At 60.6% G+C, this 17,075-nt stretch carries 15 protein-coding genes; 11 read left to right on the top strand and 4 right to left on the bottom strand.

Annotated elements, in window-relative coordinates:
• The first annotated feature begins 139 nt into the window (after nt 1–139).
• Together J3R84_RS34580 and J3R84_RS34575 are read left to right on the top strand one after the other, a co-directional pair.
• Complete coding sequence (locus J3R84_RS34580; RefSeq protein ID WP_373688506.1) at nt 140–1,303, top strand: putative 2-aminoethylphosphonate ABC transporter ATP-binding protein; 1,164 nt, start codon at nt 140–142, stop codon at nt 1,301–1,303.
• Between the two features lie 2 nt (nt 1,304–1,305).
• Complete coding sequence (locus J3R84_RS34575) at nt 1,306–3,312, top strand: putative 2-aminoethylphosphonate ABC transporter permease subunit (RefSeq protein ID WP_057217087.1); 2,007 nt, start codon at nt 1,306–1,308, stop codon at nt 3,310–3,312.
• A gap of 78 nt (nt 3,313–3,390) precedes the next feature.
• On the opposite strand, the gene J3R84_RS34570 is transcribed toward J3R84_RS34575, so the two are convergent.
• Nucleotides 3,391–4,440, bottom strand: coding sequence for a GlxA family transcriptional regulator (locus tag J3R84_RS34570; RefSeq protein WP_057217089.1), 1,050 nt, complete (start codon nt 4,438–4,440; stop codon nt 3,391–3,393).
• Nucleotides 4,441–4,653: 213 nt separating this feature from the next.
• Here J3R84_RS34570 and J3R84_RS34565 point away from each other — a divergent pair, with 213 nt between their 5' ends.
• From J3R84_RS34565 to J3R84_RS34535, 7 genes are all read left to right on the top strand, one after another.
• On the top strand, nt 4,654–5,436 hold the full coding sequence (locus tag J3R84_RS34565) for a DeoR/GlpR family DNA-binding transcription regulator (RefSeq protein ID WP_057207335.1): 783 nt from the start codon (nt 4,654–4,656) through the stop codon (nt 5,434–5,436).
• Between the two features lie 83 nt (nt 5,437–5,519).
• Nucleotides 5,520–7,970, top strand: a complete 2,451-nt coding sequence (locus J3R84_RS34560; protein ID WP_057225814.1) for a GcvT family protein — start codon at nt 5,520–5,522, stop codon at nt 7,968–7,970.
• A gap of 294 nt (nt 7,971–8,264) precedes the next feature.
• Entirely contained in the window at nt 8,265–8,498 is a 234-nt protein-coding gene (locus J3R84_RS34555; RefSeq protein WP_107026927.1) for an AbrB/MazE/SpoVT family DNA-binding domain-containing protein, read from the top strand.
• A complete protein-coding gene (locus J3R84_RS34550) occupies nt 8,495–8,905 on the top strand; it encodes a type II toxin-antitoxin system VapC family toxin (protein ID WP_107026926.1) in 411 nt (136 codons plus the stop codon). The genes J3R84_RS34555 and J3R84_RS34550 overlap by 4 nt, the downstream gene beginning before the upstream one ends.
• A gap of 671 nt (nt 8,906–9,576) precedes the next feature.
• The gene (ppk2, locus tag J3R84_RS34545) at nt 9,577–10,416 is read left to right on the top strand and encodes a polyphosphate kinase 2 (RefSeq protein WP_057207266.1); all 840 of its coding nucleotides are present in this window, start codon (nt 9,577–9,579) and stop codon (nt 10,414–10,416) included.
• Between the two features lie 69 nt (nt 10,417–10,485).
• Nucleotides 10,486–10,986, top strand: a complete 501-nt coding sequence (locus J3R84_RS34540; RefSeq protein WP_371412234.1) for a hypothetical protein — start codon at nt 10,486–10,488, stop codon at nt 10,984–10,986.
• A gap of 73 nt (nt 10,987–11,059) precedes the next feature.
• Nucleotides 11,060–12,226 (top strand): AI-2E family transporter, encoded by a 1,167-nt coding sequence (locus tag J3R84_RS34535; protein WP_025430142.1) that lies wholly within the window; start codon nt 11,060–11,062, stop codon nt 12,224–12,226.
• A gap of 192 nt (nt 12,227–12,418) precedes the next feature.
• On the opposite strand, the gene J3R84_RS34530 is transcribed toward J3R84_RS34535, so the two are convergent.
• The 3 genes from J3R84_RS34530 to J3R84_RS34520 all read right to left on the bottom strand — a co-directional run bounded on the left by J3R84_RS34530 (nt 12,419) and on the right by J3R84_RS34520 (nt 14,713).
• A complete protein-coding gene (locus J3R84_RS34530) occupies nt 12,419–12,652 on the bottom strand; it encodes a BrnA antitoxin family protein (protein WP_057217099.1) in 234 nt (77 codons plus the stop codon).
• Between the two features lie 506 nt (nt 12,653–13,158).
• On the bottom strand, nt 13,159–13,836 hold the full coding sequence (locus J3R84_RS34525) for a phosphoribosylanthranilate isomerase (RefSeq protein ID WP_057217101.1): 678 nt from the start codon (nt 13,834–13,836) through the stop codon (nt 13,159–13,161).
• 19 nt (nt 13,837–13,855) lie between these two features.
• Complete coding sequence (locus tag J3R84_RS34520; RefSeq protein ID WP_082523560.1) at nt 13,856–14,713, bottom strand: MurR/RpiR family transcriptional regulator; 858 nt, start codon at nt 14,711–14,713, stop codon at nt 13,856–13,858.
• A 148-nt stretch (nt 14,714–14,861) separates the two neighbouring features.
• Between J3R84_RS34520 and J3R84_RS34515 the strand changes: the two genes are divergently transcribed.
• Nucleotides 14,862–16,115 (top strand): ABC transporter substrate-binding protein, encoded by a 1,254-nt coding sequence (locus J3R84_RS34515; protein WP_203527569.1) that lies wholly within the window; start codon nt 14,862–14,864, stop codon nt 16,113–16,115.
• A 57-nt stretch (nt 16,116–16,172) separates the two neighbouring features.
• Complete coding sequence (locus tag J3R84_RS34510; RefSeq protein WP_025430138.1) at nt 16,173–17,075, top strand: carbohydrate ABC transporter permease; 903 nt, start codon at nt 16,173–16,175, stop codon at nt 17,073–17,075.

Here is a 17,075-nt window from a genome sequence, read left to right as displayed (position 1 = left end):
CTCTCCTTGGGTCGCATTCGATTTAAGGATGAAAACATGCAGCAATTCAAAGTGCTACAGTGACCTTAGTGCGTCCCTTATGACGCGCGGCGCTGCAGAAATCCCTGACAGCCAGCGGAGCTTGCAGATGAGACATGCCATGTCGATTGAACCGACACCCACGAGCATTCCCCGCGCCTCTGACCAGGAGACCACACCGTCATCCCCCTGTCTCGAAATCCGCGATCTCTGGAAGAGCTATGGCGATTTCACGGCGCTGCGCGACATCTCGCTCGATATCGGCAAGGGTGAATTCGTCTGTTTCCTCGGCCCGTCGGGCTGCGGCAAGACGACCCTTTTGCGGGCGATCGCCGGCCTCGATCTGCAGACACGCGGCGTCATTCGGCAGGATGGCCGCGACATTTCGGTTCTGCCCGCGTCGAAGCGCGACTACGGCATCGTCTTCCAGTCCTATGCGCTCTTTCCCAACCTCACCATCGAGCAGAACATTGCCTTCGGCCTGGAAAACACCGGCCGCTCGAAGGCGGACGTCGCGGCACGTGTTGCCGAACTGCTTGAAACGGTTGGGCTTTCGGCGCAAGCCAAGAAATATCCCGCCCATCTTTCCGGCGGACAGCAGCAGCGCATCGCTCTTGCCCGCGCCATCGCCATATCCCCTGGGCTGCTTCTGCTCGACGAACCGCTGTCTGCCCTCGACGCCAAGGTGCGCGTTCATCTGCGCCATGAGATCAAGTCGCTGCAAAGGAAGCTCGGTGTCACGACCATCATGGTGACGCACGATCAGGAAGAAGCGCTCGCCATGGCCGACCGGATCGTCGTGATGAACCACGGCGTCATCGAACAGGTCGGATCGCCGACCGAAATCTATCGTCATCCCAAGACCCTGTTCGTTGCCGACTTCATCGGCGAGACCAACCAGTTCCAGGCAAAGGTCCTGCCGGATGGTCAGGTCGAGATCGGGAATTCCGCCTTCTGTTGTCCAACGGATGGCTTTGCCGTCGGGGATCCGACCACGGCGGTGGTCCGCCCTGTCGATATCATCCCGCACGGCGCCGACGCACACGCGGTCCATTCGCTCGATCGGCCGGCGACGCCGCAGAATCTGATCGATGCCGAAGTGCACGAGATGGAGTTCCTCGGCATGTTCTGGCGGACGCGGCTGACCGCGCCGCGGCTCGGAGATCGGCCCCTCGTCGCCGATTTCTCGGTCAATGCGGTGCGCCGGCTGCGGATCGAAACGGGCGGGGTCATCCAGGTCGAGATACCGCGGGAACGCCTATTGCTCTATCCGAGGGGCATCTGACAATGAGCATAACGATCGACTACGCCCCACCGGGCAAAAGACTGCGCCAGCAGGCCTCGCGCGACGACCTCGTCAAACTCGGCTTCATGGCCGTCATCGGGCTCTACCTGATCGTCGCACTGGGCGCGCCGCTTTTCGTCATGCTGTCGAAGTCGATGTCAACCTACCGCTTCGATCTGAGCGCCTTCGAATTTCAGGTGAGCGACGAGACGGGGAAGAATTGGGCGACGGCAGTCACTGCGGATGCGCTCAACCGGGAACTCGGCGTTGCCACCGAGAAGGACCTGGCCACAAATTCGGACGGCCGCCTGGCCGCTACGAAATTCTTCCCGCAGTTCAATTTTCGCAGCCCCGTCCATTACCGCATTCGTGGGATGACGGACGATACGGCGTTTCTCGCCGGCTCCACGCTGGAGAAGGGCACCGAGTGGCGCGAATATGATTCCGCCACCTTCCGCCGGGTTGTGTTGCGCCCGGCCAGCACCATCGGCGTCGAAAACTTCAAGACCTATTTCTCGACGCCGGCGCTCGCCCGTTCGATCTACAACTCGGTTCTGATGGCGTCGATCAGCACGGTGGTGACGGTTTCGATCGCGTTTGCGCTCGCCTATGCGTTGACGCGCAGCTGCATGCCGCTCAAGGGGCTGTTCCGGGGCATCCTCACCATACCGATCCTCGTGCCGTCGCTTTTGCCCGGCATTGCGCTGGTCTATCTCTTCGGCAATCAGGGCGTCTTCAAGGACTGGCTGCTGGGCTATTCCATCTACGGTCCGATCGGCATCGTCATCGGCTCGGTGTTCTTCACGCTGCCGCATGCCTTCCTCATCATTCTGACCGCCTTGTCCGTTGCCGATGCGCGCCACTACGAGGCCGCGGCATCGCTCAGGGCCAGCAAATGGCGTACTTTCACCACCGTGACGGTGCCGGGCGCGCGTTATGGCCTCGTGTCGGCCGCCTTCGTCGTCTTCACTTTGGTCATCACCGATTTCGGACTGCCCAAGGTGATCGGCGGGCAATACGGCATGCTGGCAGTCGATATCTACAAGCAGGTGATCGGCCAGCAGAATTTCGAGATGGGTGCTGTCGTCTCGGTCATTCTTCTGGTGCCGGCGGTGCTCGCTTTTGCCGTCGACCGCAGGATGCAGAAGCGCCAGGTGGCGCTGCTGTCGGCGCGGGCGGTGCCCTATGCGCCGAAGCGCAATGTCCGCATGGACGGCTTCTGCTTTGCCTTCTCGTGCCTCGTCAGCCTGTACATTCTCGGCATGATCGCCATGTGTCAGATCGCGGCACTGGTGAAGTTCTGGCCCTACGACTTGACGTTGACGACGAAGAATTTCGCCTTCGACCTGATGGATGGCGGCGGTTGGGCGGCCTATGCCAATTCGATCAAGCTCGCCTTGCTGACGGCATTCTTCGGCTCGGTGATCGTCTTTGCCGGCGCCTACATGGTCGAGAAGGCCGACGGGTTCCGCTTCGGTAGGGGCGTCTTTCATTTCCTCGCCATGATGCCGATGGCCGTGCCGGGCATGGTGCTGGGCCTGGCCTATATCTTCTTCTTCAACAACCCGGCCAATCCACTCAGCTCCATTTACGGCACGATGACGATCCTCGTCGTCTGCACGGTGACGCACTTCTACACTGTGGCGCACCTGACGGCGCTGACCGCGCTAAAGCAGATGGATCCGGAATTCGAATCCGTCGGGGCGTCGCTCAAGCAGCCCTTCCACCGGCTGTTCTTCCGGGTCACTTTGCCGGTCTGCCTGCCGGCGATCCTCAACATCGGCATCTATCTCTTCGTCAACGCCATGACGACGGTTTCCGCCGTGGTCTTTCTCTATTCAACCGACACCAAGCTTGCGTCGGTCGCCGTGCTCAACATGGATGATGCCGGCGACATCGCGCCGGCTGCGGCCATGGGCATGATGATCTTCTACACCAATGTCGTCGCCAAGCTCATCCATGCGGGGGTCACACGCGGGCTACTCGCGCGCACGCAGGCGTGGCGGTAGGCCTTACGGTGTCGGGACAGGGTGGCGTTCGGCTGCCGGGCTTCTCCCTTGGCAATGGGCTGAGGCCCCGCCGGTCGCCTAGGCGACCTTCATGTCGGGCAGCACACGACCAGGCTCTCCTGAGGTCGATCGCGAAGGCCGGCGGTGCGCCAGTTCTGCCAGGCGCGTGCGCTGCGGCGTACAGCCGTAGGTCTCCCTGTAGGTCCGGGAGAAATGCGAGGCCGAGGAAAATCCGCATGCCACGGCGATCTCGAAGACGGGAAGCGATGAATTGACGAGAAGCAGGTGCGCGCGCTCCAGCCGCAGCTGGAGATAGTAGCGCTTGGGGGAGCGCCCCATCTCGCGCCGAAACAGGCGTTCTATCTGACGGCGCGACAATCCAGTCGTGGGAGTTATGTGGGCAAGTTTCAATGGATCGGCGAGGTTCGCCTCCATCTGCTCGATGATGTCGATCAGCAGACGGTTATCGATGCCGACGCGGGTCTGAAGCGGCAGCCGCTGGCGCTCTCCGGCGCTGCGGACCCGTTCCGATAGAGCCAGCTCGCAAACGCGATTTGCTACGTCCCGTCCGAGATCATCTTCGACAATGCGCAGGAACATGTCGAACGGGGCATTGCCGCCGGCGCAGGTATAGAGGTCGCTGTCGATCTCGAAGGCCGTCTGGCGGGCTTTCGTCGTGAAGAACCGTTCGGAGAAGTCCGGAAAGTGCTCCCAATGCACGGCGCAGCGACGCCCATCGAGCACGCCGGCCCGTGCCAGGCTGTAGAGGCCGCCTGCGAGTCCAGCGATGGCAATGCTTCCCCGCCGGGACAGCCGCAGCCAGCCTTCGGCCTTTCCGTCGGCAGGGGGAATGGCGCGGCCGCCGCAGACTACGATCATGTGGGGACGCTCAGGTTGTTGCAGCCCGTCCCGCTCAGAGGTGAGCGCTGCGTCGGCCATCAAGCGCATGCCGCAGCTTGACAGCGCAGGCTGGCCGTCGCGTGTCACGGTACGCCAACAATAGTGAGGCCTGCCCAGGACATCATTGGCGAGGCGAAGCGCTTCAAGCGCGGAGGTGAATGCGTGCTGCGTGAAGCCGTCGAGCAGGTAGAAGGTAAATCGACGGCCTTGTGTGCATGCCTGTTGCACTGCCTGCCTCCCTTTGCGTCAATGAGTGCTTGAGATCAAGATGCAAAGAAGAGTCACATTATGCAACATAAATAGACATCTTTCATGCGTGATTATGCGCGGGCCCGTGGTTTGATGCGCTTCAGACCGGGAGAATGAAGGCGAAGTTGGGTTGCGGTGACGCGTTTTGCGACGCGTCTTGTCAAAACACCAAAAATGATCGCAGATATCCGCATGTCAGATACTCAAAGCGCTCGTGCCCTTGCTCCCCGCCGTCATGGCGAAATCCTCCGCCGTCTAGCCGCCGATGGCACGGTCAGCATCACCGAGCTTGCCGATTTTTTCGATGTGTCGCGCCAGACGATCCGTCGTGACTTGAAACACCTGGCGGAGCGAGGCCAACTTGATCTCGTTCACGGCGGCGCGACGCTGTTCGAGCCGACCGAGGCCGCCTTCACGGAGAGGCGTGGTGAGAATGCTGCGGCGAAGGCATCGATTGGCAGGGCTGCAGCGGGTCTCGTGCGCGACGGCATGGTCGTGTTTCTCGATTCCGGCACGACGACGCTTGCGGTGGCCCATGCCCTGTCAGAGCGAAAAAACCTAACGATTTGTACGACTTCCCTTTCGATAGCGCTGCAGATGTGTCGCCAGCCGCTGGTGCGGGTGCATATGCTTGGTGGTGAGATCGATCCGGCAGAGGAGGCGGCTGTCGGCATCGATGCACTTGAGGCGATCAGCCATTTCCGGGTGGATGTGGCTTTCCTCGGCGGCGGCGGATTGTCGCCGGACGGTGAGGTGACTGACTTTACCCGCAATGGTGCCGAGCAGCGCTCGCGCATGATCGCGATGGCAGCGAAGGCCTACTTCATTCTCGATAGCTCGAAGTTCGGCCGGCTGACGCCGCTGCGCATTCCGCGCTTCGAATTGGCAGCCGGGGTAATCGTCGATGCGCGACCGCCGCAGGCGATCTGCGAAGCGCTGGAGCGCCGAGGTCCAGGCCTGATTGTCGCGACGTAATGTAATATTTTGTAACTTATTGTCTTGTTATTTGCTCTTCCGTTGTTATGGTGTGGCCTTCCATGGCTTCGGGAGGCTGTTTCATGGCTCAGAATTTTCCAACGCAGGCACAGGTCGTCATCATCGGCGGCGGCATTATCGGCTGTTCGGTCGCCTATCACCTCACCAAGCTCGGCTGGACGGACGTCGTGCTCTTGGAGCAAGGGCAATTGAGCGGCGGCACCACCTGGCACGCAGCCGGCCTTGTCGGCCAGCTGCGCAGCCATGCGAACATGACCAGCCTGATCAAATATTCGACGCAGCTCTATAGCGAGCTGGAGGCTGAAACCGGGCTCGCCACCGGCTGGAAGAATTGCGGCTCCGTTTCCGTCGCTCGATCGGCCGACCGTATGACGGTGCTGAAGCGCACGGCCGCGTCAGCCCGCGCGCAGGGCGTCGCCATCGAGGTGATTTCGCCGAAAGAGGCCCAGGATCTCTGGCCGGTGATGGCCATCGACGACCTGGTGGGCGCCGTCTGGCTGCCGGGTGACGGCAAGGCCAATCCGACCGATCTGACGCAGTCGCTCGCGAAGGGCGCGCGCAATCGGGACGCGCGCATCATCGAGCGTGTGCGCGTCACCGGCATTGTCACTGCCGATGGCGCGGTTACCGGTGTGGAAACGGATCAAGGGACGATCGCCGCCGAGATCGTCGTCAATTGCGCCGGCCAGTGGGCGCGCAAGGTCGGGCTGATGTGCGGCGTGTCGGTGCCGCTGCATTCGGCCGAACACATGTACATTGTAACCGGCAGGATTGAAGGCGTTCACCCGGATCTGCCGGTCATGCGCGACCCCGATGGCTACATCTACTTCAAGGAAGAGGTGGGTGGCCTGGTCATGGGCGGTTTCGAGCCGGAAGCAAAACCGTGGGGCATGGCGGGCATTCCGGATGATTTCGAATTCGCCTTGCTTCCTGACGACTGGGACCAGTTCGAAATCCTGATGCAAAGCGCCCTGCAACGGGTGCCGCAACTGGCGACATCAGAGGTGAAGAAGTTCTATAACGGTCCTGAAAGCTTCACGCCCGACAACAACTTCATGCTCGGCGAGGCGCCGGAACTGAAGAACTTCTACGTCGGCGCGGGCTTCAACTCGATGGGCATTGCGAGCGCCGGTGGCGCCGGGCGTGCGCTGGCGGAATGGATCGTCAACGGCGCGCCGACCATGGACCTCTGGCCGGTCGACATCCGTCGCTTTGCAAACTTCAACAACAATCCGCGCTGGCTGCATGACCGCGTCAAGGAGACGCTCGGGCTGCACTATGCCATGCCCTGGCCCAATCGCGAGCTGGACACGGCGCGACCTTTCCGCCGCTCAGCCCTCTATGATCGGCTTGCGGCAAAGGGCGCCTGCTTCGGCTCGAAAATGGGCTGGGAGCGTGCCAACTGGTTTGCGGCCGAGGGCGAAAAGCCGGTCACGGACTATGCCTTCGGCCGGCAGAACTGGCACGAGGCGGTCAAGCGCGAGATGAAAGCAACGCGCGAGGCGGCCGGCATCTTCGACCAGACCTCCTTCGCCAAGCTTCTTGTCCAGGGGCGCGATGCTGCAGCAGCACTCAACCGCATCTGCGCCGCCGATATCGACGTTGCGATCGGTCGTTCCGTCTATACCGGGCTCCTTAATGTGCGCGGCGGCTATGAAAGCGACCTGACCGTGCTGCGGCTGGCGGCGGACCGCTTCCTCCTCATCACCGGTTCGGCGCAGCCGGTGCACGACGCCGACTGGATCCGCAAGAACCTGCCGGCCGAAGCGCATGTGACGCTGACTGACGTCACCTCTGCCTACGCGGTTCTGGCGCTCATGGGTCCGCGCGCGCGGGATATCCTGTCCCGGTTGACATCAGCCGATCTCTCCAATGCCGCCTTTCCCTTCGCGACGATCCGGGAGATCGATATCGGTTATGCCACGGCCTATGCCAACCGCATGACCTATGTCGGTGAACTCGGCTGGGAACTGATTGTGCCGACGGAGTTCGCCGTCGGCGTCTATGAGGCGCTGCACGAGGTCGGGCGTGATTTCGGGTTGAGCGATTGCGGCTACTATGCGCTCGAGGCGCTCCGGCTGGAAAAGGGCTATCGCGCCTGGAGCCGCGAGCTGACGCCGGATGTCAACCCTTACGAGGCGGGCCTTGCTTTCGCGCTCTCGCTCGACAAGCCGGACGGCTTTCTCGGCCGTGACGCGTTGATCGCCGCAAAGGAGAAGGGGGTGCCCACGCGGCGCATCGTGCAGTTCACCGTCGATGATCCGTCGCCGATGTTATGGGGCGGTGAGCTGGTTCTTCGCGATGGCAAGCCCGTCGGCGAAGTCCGTTCGGCGGCCTACGGCCACACGCTCGGCCGCTCCGTCGCCCTTGGCCTGATCGAACATTCCTCTGGCGTCAACAAGGAATTCCTGGAGGGCGGGAGATTCGAAGTCGAGCTTGCTGGTGACCGGTTCTCCGTGACCGCGCATCTGTCCCCGGCCTATGATCCAAAGGGTTTGCGCGTCAAGGCGTAAGGATATTCGCGGGTGAGCGGTTTCCCGATCATCCGCGAGCGATTTTGTTTGAAAACCGTGCACAGTGCTGCTGCACTCCGGAATGCGTATCGACTTGAACGCGTATACCCGCCACCGCCTCGGCGTCTGGATAATCCACGCACCTCACCGGGCTGAGATTGTGTGTCCCATTGCGTCGGCCGACCTTTAGCCTGAGGAGGCGTGTCGCAACCAGACACTGTGCGGCCGCTCCTCTTGAAAGCCGGGCTGCGAAGTAATACCTTGATGAAACCATTCCTTACAACGGTACCGACAATGACCACGACAGTTACAGCCAAGGGGCAGGTTACGATCCCGAAGGCAGTGCGCGACCTCTTGGGTATCGTGCCTGGAAGCAAGGTTGATTTCCAGCGCGCCCCGGATGGAAGCATCGTGCTGGTACATGCGGCCAAGAAGCAGCAGCCCAGCCGCTTCTCGAAGCTGCGAGGGCACGCCGGTAAAGGGCTGGATACTGACGCGATCATGGCCCTGACGCGTGGCGAACCGTGATACTTGTCGACACGAATGTTCTTCTCGACGTTGTCACCGACGATCCGACATGGGCTGATTGGTCCATAACCCAGCTCGAAAACGCAAGTCTTCGTGGGAAACTGTGGATCAACGACATCGTCTATGCCGAGCTTTCCGTTCGCTACGACCGTATCGAAGATGTCGAAACGTTCGTCGACCAGGCAGGCTTGGAACTGACATCGGTGCCTCGCGAAGCTCTCTTTCTGGCTAGCAAGGTCTTTACCCGATATCGCAAGGCGGGTGGGACGAGGACCGGCGTGCTCCCCGACTTTTTCATCGGCGCGCACGCGGCCGTCAGCGGCTTGCCGTTGCTGACGCGTGATGTCGGCCGCTATCGGACCTATTTCCCCACTTTGACGTTGATCGCGCCGCATTTGCCGACGTAGAGACGCGGCGCGCTCCGCTTCAAAATGGGCGCGCCGGGCAAGCCGTCGCGATTATTGGAACTGGATGCCGTGGGTGCGCTCTGAATGGTCCGTGTTGGCACAGAGGCTCCCGCATCACCATGTCCGACACGGCAATAACTTCCGGTCAAAGGTGCCGCCAAAGTGTTCCGGCTTGGAGCGACGTGGATCGTTAATGATAGGCATTATTGTCCGGACAAAACATTCGCATATGCATAGATAATAATGTAGCCTGACGTTGTGCGGCACGAGCGCAAACACGCGGCGAGCATACCGGCGGTGTTGGCTCGTGCGCCCTCCTTAAGACTTTGGGGGGAAGAACATGGATTTTGGCATTGAAGGCGGCTCGGAGGCGGCTTGCGCGACAACGCCGACCGACGCTGAATTAGAAACACAGCTTACCCGTATGCAATCAAGCCCCGAATTCGATGCCCCGGACCGGGTGCGGAACCCTCAACTCGTGTCGTTGAGGAAACCCGCACAGGCAAGGGCGAGCGCAGCAAGTCTTATTCGGTCGCCAAGAAGGCTTTCGGGCAGGACGCGTTCCATTGACGCGCGAACTGATCCCTTCGTGTGCGCCTGTTGAGCCGGGCAAACGACGTGCTTTCGACAAGGCAATAAATCGAAGGGTGGAGAAACGTGAGGACAAAGAAATGGACGACATAACCGATAGGCCCATTGAGGCACAAAGTGAAAAAAAAACGAAGAAAGAGGCGCGCCGTTACGAAAAGCGCCTCGTAAAGTTGCAGGTCGAGTTGTCGCATCTGCAGTCCTGGGTGCAAAAGTCAGGAGCACGTATCGTCATCATCTTCGAGGGACGTGATGCCGCCGGCAAGGGGGGCGTCATCAAGCGCATAACCCAGTGGGTGAGCCCACGGGTCTTCCGTGTGGTCGCCCTGCCTGCACCCACGGACCGGGAGAAGTCCCAGATGTACATGCAGCGCTACATTGCTCATCTGCCTGCCGCCGGGGAAGTCGTGATCTTCGACCGCAGCTGGTACAACAGGCCGGGGGTCGAGCGCGTCATGGGGTTCTGTACGGAAAAGAAGGCGCGACACTTTCTCGAGGCGCTGCCGCGGTTTGAAGCGGCGATCGTCGAGAATGGCGTCACTTTGCTGAAGTATTTCCTGACAGTGAGCGAGGATGAGCAAGAGCGTCGCTTCCGCCGCCGTATCGATGACCCGTTGAGGCAATGGAAACTGAGCCCAATGGATCTGGAATCCTATCGCCGCTGGTGGGATTATACGCGTGCCTATGACGAGATGATCCGGATGACGGATAGCCAACTCGCGCCTTGGTGGATTGTTCCCTCGGACAATAAAAAGCGCGCGCGCATCAACTGCATCTCGCACATCCTCAAATCGATACCCTACGAGCGCGTGAAGTTCGAAGAACCCGAGCTCGGTAAGCGTCAGAAGCGGCCGTCGGGCTTTATTGAAGACACGAGCCCGCGTAATGTGGTGCCGGATATCCAGGGATCCGCCGGTCACTAGAAATGCAGGCAACGACGGAGCGATGGTGCTGGGACGCCTGCATTCCCCGTTCGATGCCTGAACCACTCGATGAGCGAACAATCTGTTGGAGATAAAGCGATGAGTGCGGAAAAAGATACAGGACAGCCCGCCGCCATTCCGACCGCGGCCGATCTGCGCAAGAACTTGCTCGAAAAACAGCTCGCCGCAATGGAACGCGACGACAAGATCAGGGATCGGGAGCGTGAGGAACGCGCGAAGTTCGCCGATGAATTCTTCAAGGATCACGTCGGCGAAGCGGAGCGGGCAATCATCCGCAAGGTGGTCATGCGGGCTGTTGCAGATGGAAAGATGGAGGCGCTCGTCTACACGTTTCCCTCCGATTTCTGCACCGACAACGGCAGGGCAATCAACAATGCCGATCCGCAATGGCCCGAGACGCTGCAGGGCAAGGCCAAGGAACTGTACGATCGATTTAAAGCTGCCGCGCAACCTCAGGGCTACAAGCTGAAGGCAATGGTGGTCACGTTCCCTGGAGGGATACCCGGGGATATCGGCTTCTTCCTGAACTGGGAAGCGCCAATAGCTTAGCTCGAAATGGTGGCAGGGCAGGATCTAACTGCCTTGCCATATGTTCGTCCTACGAGGGGGCGGGGGCGCTGTCATGGATGACGATCGACTTGGTAAAAGCAATAGTTTAGCGCCTGCTCCGGTGGCGACGGCCTCAATCGAAACACGGATCACGGACCTCGTCCGGTTCGGTATTGTTGGGCTGTTTGCCTATTGGTCGCTGACGCTAGTGGTACCCTTTGCCATTATCGGCATATGGGCCGCTATCCTGGCAGTCGCGCAGTATCCGCTTTATCGCAGGCTTGAAAAAATGCTTGGTGGTCGCGGAAAGCTCGCGGCCGTGCTCATTACGCTGGTGAACCTTTCCCTCATTATCGGCCCATTGTCGGCTCTCATCTTCGGTTCGCTCGACGGCGCGCAAGTGGTGTACGAAAAGCTCAAGGGTAGCGAGGCAATCATGCCGGCGCCGCCAGAGGCCGTTCGGAACTGGCCCATCATCGGAGAGCGGATCTACAATGCCTGGAGTCTTGCTTCAAACAATCTGGCGGCCGCCCTTAACCGGTTCCAACCGGCACTGCTGCAAGCCGGCAGCAAGGCCATCGGCGTTCTTGCCAGCATCGGGTTGGGATTTGTAGGTTTCATTGCGTCGGTGATTGTCACCGGCTTTCTGTTTCGCCCTGGCTTGAAGATCTCCGAGTTCTTGAATGTGTTTGCGCACAGGATCGCCGGAGAGCGAGGGCAAGGGTTCGTACGTCTTGCAACCGCCACGATCCGAAACGTCGCAAGAGGCGTCATCGGCGTGGCCTTCATTCAGACGATATTGTGCGCGTTGGTTCTGAAGCTCTTCGCGGTGCCCGCAGCCGGGTTGATCGCGTTTGTCGTGATGATCCTGTGTATCGTGCAAATCGGGCCGTTTCCTGTTTTCCTGCCCCTGATCGTGTGGGGATGGATGACAATGGAGTTCCAGTCAGCCTTGCTCATGACGCTTCTCCTCGTTCCGATCGCGTTGATCGACAACATTATGAAGCCCATTCTGGTCGCTCGTGGCCTTTCCACACCAATGCTCGTCATCCTGGTCGGGGTGCTCGGCGGTACGCTTGCCTATGGATTGATCGGCCTGTTTCTGGGCCCGATTGTGCTCAGCGTCTTTTATGACCTTCTTGCCGTCTGGATCCGTTCAGACAGGATAGCTGCGCAGCCAGATCAGCGCCCGGCCCGGCAAAGCGGCGGAGTCGTTTCTGACACCGGTATTCAAGGCTAGCCTATGATGCCGTTGGCGCCGTCGCGCTCCCCTCGCTATTTGGGCGTCCGGCTACCCGAAGCGCCTTCGCGGACGGGCGATGCCTTCCCAAAGGCGCCGGGGGGGCAGCAATAGCGCGCAGCGATGAGTGAGAGATCTGCGGTTCGATGACGCTCAAGGCGCGCTAAATTACGCCGCGTTCAGCGCCGACGATCAATCTGACGGTTTCATGGCGGCGCGCAAGGTATCGTTGATACGATCCTGCCAGCCGGGCCCGTCCGCCTGGAAATGGGCGAGCACATCGCTGTCGATCTTCAGCGATACGAGTTCCTTGGTGTTCGGGATCGCAGGTCTTTCGACGGCGGGAGCTGCCACCTTCTTCGCCGGCCTGAACAGCGCCTCGGCGGCATCTTTTGGATTGGATGGTCTTCGTGGTGTCGTCGCCATGGTCGCTTCCTTTCGTGGCCGATGGGGTCCTGTCGTCCCGCTCGTTCAACTAAGCGATACATTGCTTCAGTAACAGGCGGCAGACCGGCACGCCACTGAAACAGACCCATATGCGCGCGACCCGCCGTATTCTGTCCGTTTCGATGGTCTTGCTGCAGCGGCGTGCCAAGCGTTCGAAATTGCAGCGGCCGGCCAGGGCGTTCCCCCACAAGGTTCGTCAATACAATCGGGTGCCGGTCACCCTATTGCGCGGTGACAGCGGCGGATCGGCGGGCGCTGGTGGACCTGCAAGACGACCACGCCGGCGAAAGCTACAGCGCCGCCCGTCTTATTAGACGCGCAAAGGTCGCTGTAGCACTTTGAATTGCTGCATGTTTTTATCCTTAAATCAAAGACGATTTAAGGAAACATGCAGTAGGACAAGTCTCGTCTCTCCCGAACTGCCTGGCGGCCGAGGTGCTCGGGTTCGTCAAGCCATACCGGAAGATCGAGATGAAAGTATCATTTCAGGCGTGCTTCGCGGCAGCCACGAAGGTCGCAATCTTGTCGATGTCCTTGCGAAAGCCACCTTCGGGAAGAGCGCGATTCGTATGGGTGAGTGAGTCCACCGCCCAGGGCCGGACAGCCTCGATCGCAGCTGCGACGTTCTCCGGCTTGAGGCCGCCCGCCAGGATCACCGGCCGTTTGCTGCGTTTTACGATCTCGCGGCTGAGCGACCAGTCATGGGTGACGCCGGCAGCGCCAATGCCGCCGATATGGGCAGCGACGGAATCCAGGATGAAGATGTCCGCAAACGGCTCGAAGCGCGCTGCGTGATCAAGCGCCTCCGGCCCGGTCATCGGTATGGCCTGGAGGATCTTCAGGTCGGGGTATTTTGCCAGCAGCTTCGTGCGCAACGTCTTGACGTGCTCAGGGGTCACGAGCTCGATGTCGCCACACAGATGCAGCACATCAGGCTGCACCGCGTCCACCATCTCGGCGATCGCCTCGAGATCACTCTCCACCGACAGCGCCACCCGTTGTGCCTTGCCCTTAAGGGCATCGGCGATCTCGCGCGCAGTGGCGAAGCTGATCTCGCCGGGCAAGCCCCGGTTCGAAGGCGTGAGGCCGAGATAGTCGACGCCGACTTTCGCCGCAGCCAGGGCCTCGGCAACTGTCTGCATGGTATAGATTTGTGTTTTCAATGCCCTGCTCGTGTTTTGGCTAGATTGATTTCGGGAGGATCGCCTTGACCATGCGCTCCTCGGTGAGTTGAACCCGCTCGGCATTGCGTGCGGCAAAAACGGCATAGAGCGCATCGACCAATGTCATCTGCGCGATCTGCGCTGCCATCGGCTCGCTGCCCTGCTCATGCGAGACGCTGACGAGCACGACATCGGCGAGTCGCGCTAGCGGCGAGCTGCTATTTCCGGTGATGCAGAGCGTTGAGGCGCCGCGCGCCTTGGCTTCCTGCAGCACGAGAACCGGATCGCTTGTAATGCCGGAATAGGAAATGGCGACGGCGAGATCGCCCGGCCCAGTCAGCGCCGCATGCATGATCTGCAGTTGGGAATCGACTGGCGCATCGCATCGCAGTCCCAGCCGGATACAGCGTTGATAAAATGCCTGCGCGACGATGCCGGACCCGCCCACGCCGCCGACCAAAATGTGCTTGGCACCGGCCATCAGATCGATCGCCGCAGCCAGGGTCTTTTCATCGAGAACACCGAGCGTATCGGTCAGGGCCTGGCCAATTGCGCGAAACAATCGGCTTGCGGCCTGCAGGTCGCTTGTCTGCGGCTCGGACGACATTTCGGCTTGAACGATGCGCGGCTCCTGAGCCATCGCCAGCTTGAGATCGGTGAATCCCTCAAAGCCCGCGGTGCGGCACATGCGCAGCACGGTCGTATCACTGACATCCGTCGCCTGGGCGATTGCCGACATCGACTGGCGGATTGCGCTGTCGCTGTTGTCGAGCATCCAAAGCGCCACGCGCCGTTCGGAATCTGACAATTTCGGCAACACACTTCGCAGCCGGATGCTGGCCGGAATGCTGCTGTTGCCTCGCAAATCATTGACCATTGACGGGGCCTTTTTTCGGGTTGGCGGTGCGCCTTGGCGAAGAGGCTAGCATAGTCATGTTGTGGTGTCACTATAGACACGACTTATATGATGTGGCATCACTACATCAACGCGAGAAGATGCGCTGCTGGACTTCTGGGAGGATGTCATGGGACTGAAGCGTTTGTTGATTGCTGGTGCGGCCATGGTGCTGACCGCCCTTCCGGCCGCGGCCGGTGAGCTGTCCTTCTGGCACGCCTATGCGGGCCAACAGGACAAGGTCGACTTCATCAATTTCGCCCTGGACGAATTCGCCAAGGCGCATCCCGACATCAAGCTGGATGTCGTTGCGGCCGAACAGTCGGCCTATAAGACCAAGCTCAACACGGCCATGGCGTCGGGCAACCCGCCTGACGTATTCTACACGCTGCCCGGCGGCTTTCTGAATGCCTTCGTCAATGGCGGGCAGATGTACGCGCTCGACGCAGACCTTGCCAAGGACGGCTGGGGCGACAGTTTCCTCGAAAGCGCCCTCGCGCAGACAAGCAAGGATGGTCACGCCTACGCCGTTCCCGTCGATGTCGACTCCGTCGTCTTCTGGTACGACAAGGCGCTTTTTGCGGAAAACGGCTGGACGGTGCCGTCGAGCTACGATGAGCTTCTGGCATTGGCCGAGACGATCAAGGGCGCGGGCATTGTCCCGTTTGCGCTTGGCAACAAGGATGCCTGGCCGGCGACGTTCTGGTTCCAGTATCTCGAGATGCGTCTCAAGGGATCCGGCGTCGTTTCCGCCTTCGTCAACAAGGATGCCAATGCCGCGCTCGGCGACGAGGCGACCAAGGCGCTGGAACATGTTGCCGCGCTTTCGAGCAAAGGCTATTTCCCGATCGGCTTCAACGGCATGGGCGACCAGGAAGCCAACATGCTCTTCCTCAACGGCCAGGCAGCCATGATGCTGAACGGGACCTGGCAGATCGGCGCGTCCGCCGATGCGCCCGAAGGCTTCGAACTCGGCTATTTCGCATTCCCGACAGTCAAGGACGGGGCTGGTGACCAGTCCGACGTCCTGGCCGGCGTCGCCGCCACCTTCGGCATTTCGCAGAAGGCGGAAAACAAGGCCGATGCCGTGACCTTGCTCAAGTTCCTGACGTCGAGCCAGGTCATGACGAAGTATGTCGAGCTTCGAAAGACGATGGTGACGGTGAAGGACGCAACGACCGAGGCAGCCGCAGGACCTGTCCTGTTCGATATCAGCGGCAAGCTGATGGCGAAGGCAGGCCACCTCGATCCCTTCTATGACACCGCCATGCCGCCGGCTGCGACCAACATCTACTACACGTCGCTCCAGGGTGTGCTTGACGGCTCGGTGCCGCCGGCCGATGCGGCCAAGCGCCTCGAGGATGCGCTGCGGACCGACAAGTAGTTGGCGCCAGCGCGGCAAGCCGCTCGCCGCGCGAGCCCTCCATGGAGCCCAAGAACGATGAGTACCAACAAGGGCTTTGCCAACAGCCACAACAGAGCGGCGCTCCTGTTTCTGTCGCCTGCATTCCTGCTCATTGCAGCCTTCGTCGCCTATCCCGTCGTCTATGCCGGTTGGCTCTCGCTCTTCAGTTGGGACGGAGCGTCTGCGCCGGTATTTCAGGGAGCGGGCAATTTCGTCCGTCTTGCCGGCGACCCGATCTTCTGGCGGGCGCTTGGCCGCAACCTTCTCGTCGCGCTTTCGGCCATGGTCTTTCAGGTGTTTCTTGCGCTCTGCATCGCCTATTGCCTGGTGCGCATCGTGCCTGCGTTCAGCCGAATATTCCTGTTCTTTTATCTCGTGCCGGTGATGGTCAGCGAGATCTGCATCGGGCTGCTCTGGCGCTTCATGTACAATCCCTATTTCGGTCTGGTGAACGCGGCATTCGGTGCGCTTGGGCTGGATGGCCTGAAGCGCGGTTGGCTCGGCGAATCCGGCACGGCTTTCTCAGCCGTAGTGGTGGTGATGAGCTTCACCTATCTCGGCCTTTATGTCCTGCTATTCGTGGCGGCGGTCAGGAGTGTGCCCGAAAGCGTCTACGAGGCCGCCGAGATCGATGGGGCCGGCCATTTCACCAAGTTCTTCTCGATCACCATCCCCATGGTCGGCGACGCGGTTCGCGCCAATTCCCTGCTGGCGATCATCGGTTCGCTCAAGACCTTCTCGCTCGTCTTTGTGCTCACCAATGGCGGCCCGAACCACGCAAGCGAGGTGGTCTCCACCTACCTCTACAAGATGGGCTTCGGCAGTTTCGAGATGGGCTATGCGGCAACCATCGGCTTCACGCAGATGCTGCTGACGGCGGTCGGCGCGTGGCTCGTCTTCCGGTATCTGAAAAGAGCCGGCGTCGGCGGGAGAACTTGA

The organism is Ensifer canadensis, assembly GCF_017488845.2.
Lineage (GTDB): Bacteria > Pseudomonadota > Alphaproteobacteria > Rhizobiales > Rhizobiaceae > Ensifer > Ensifer canadensis.
This window is presented reverse-complemented; position numbering and strand designations above follow the sequence as displayed.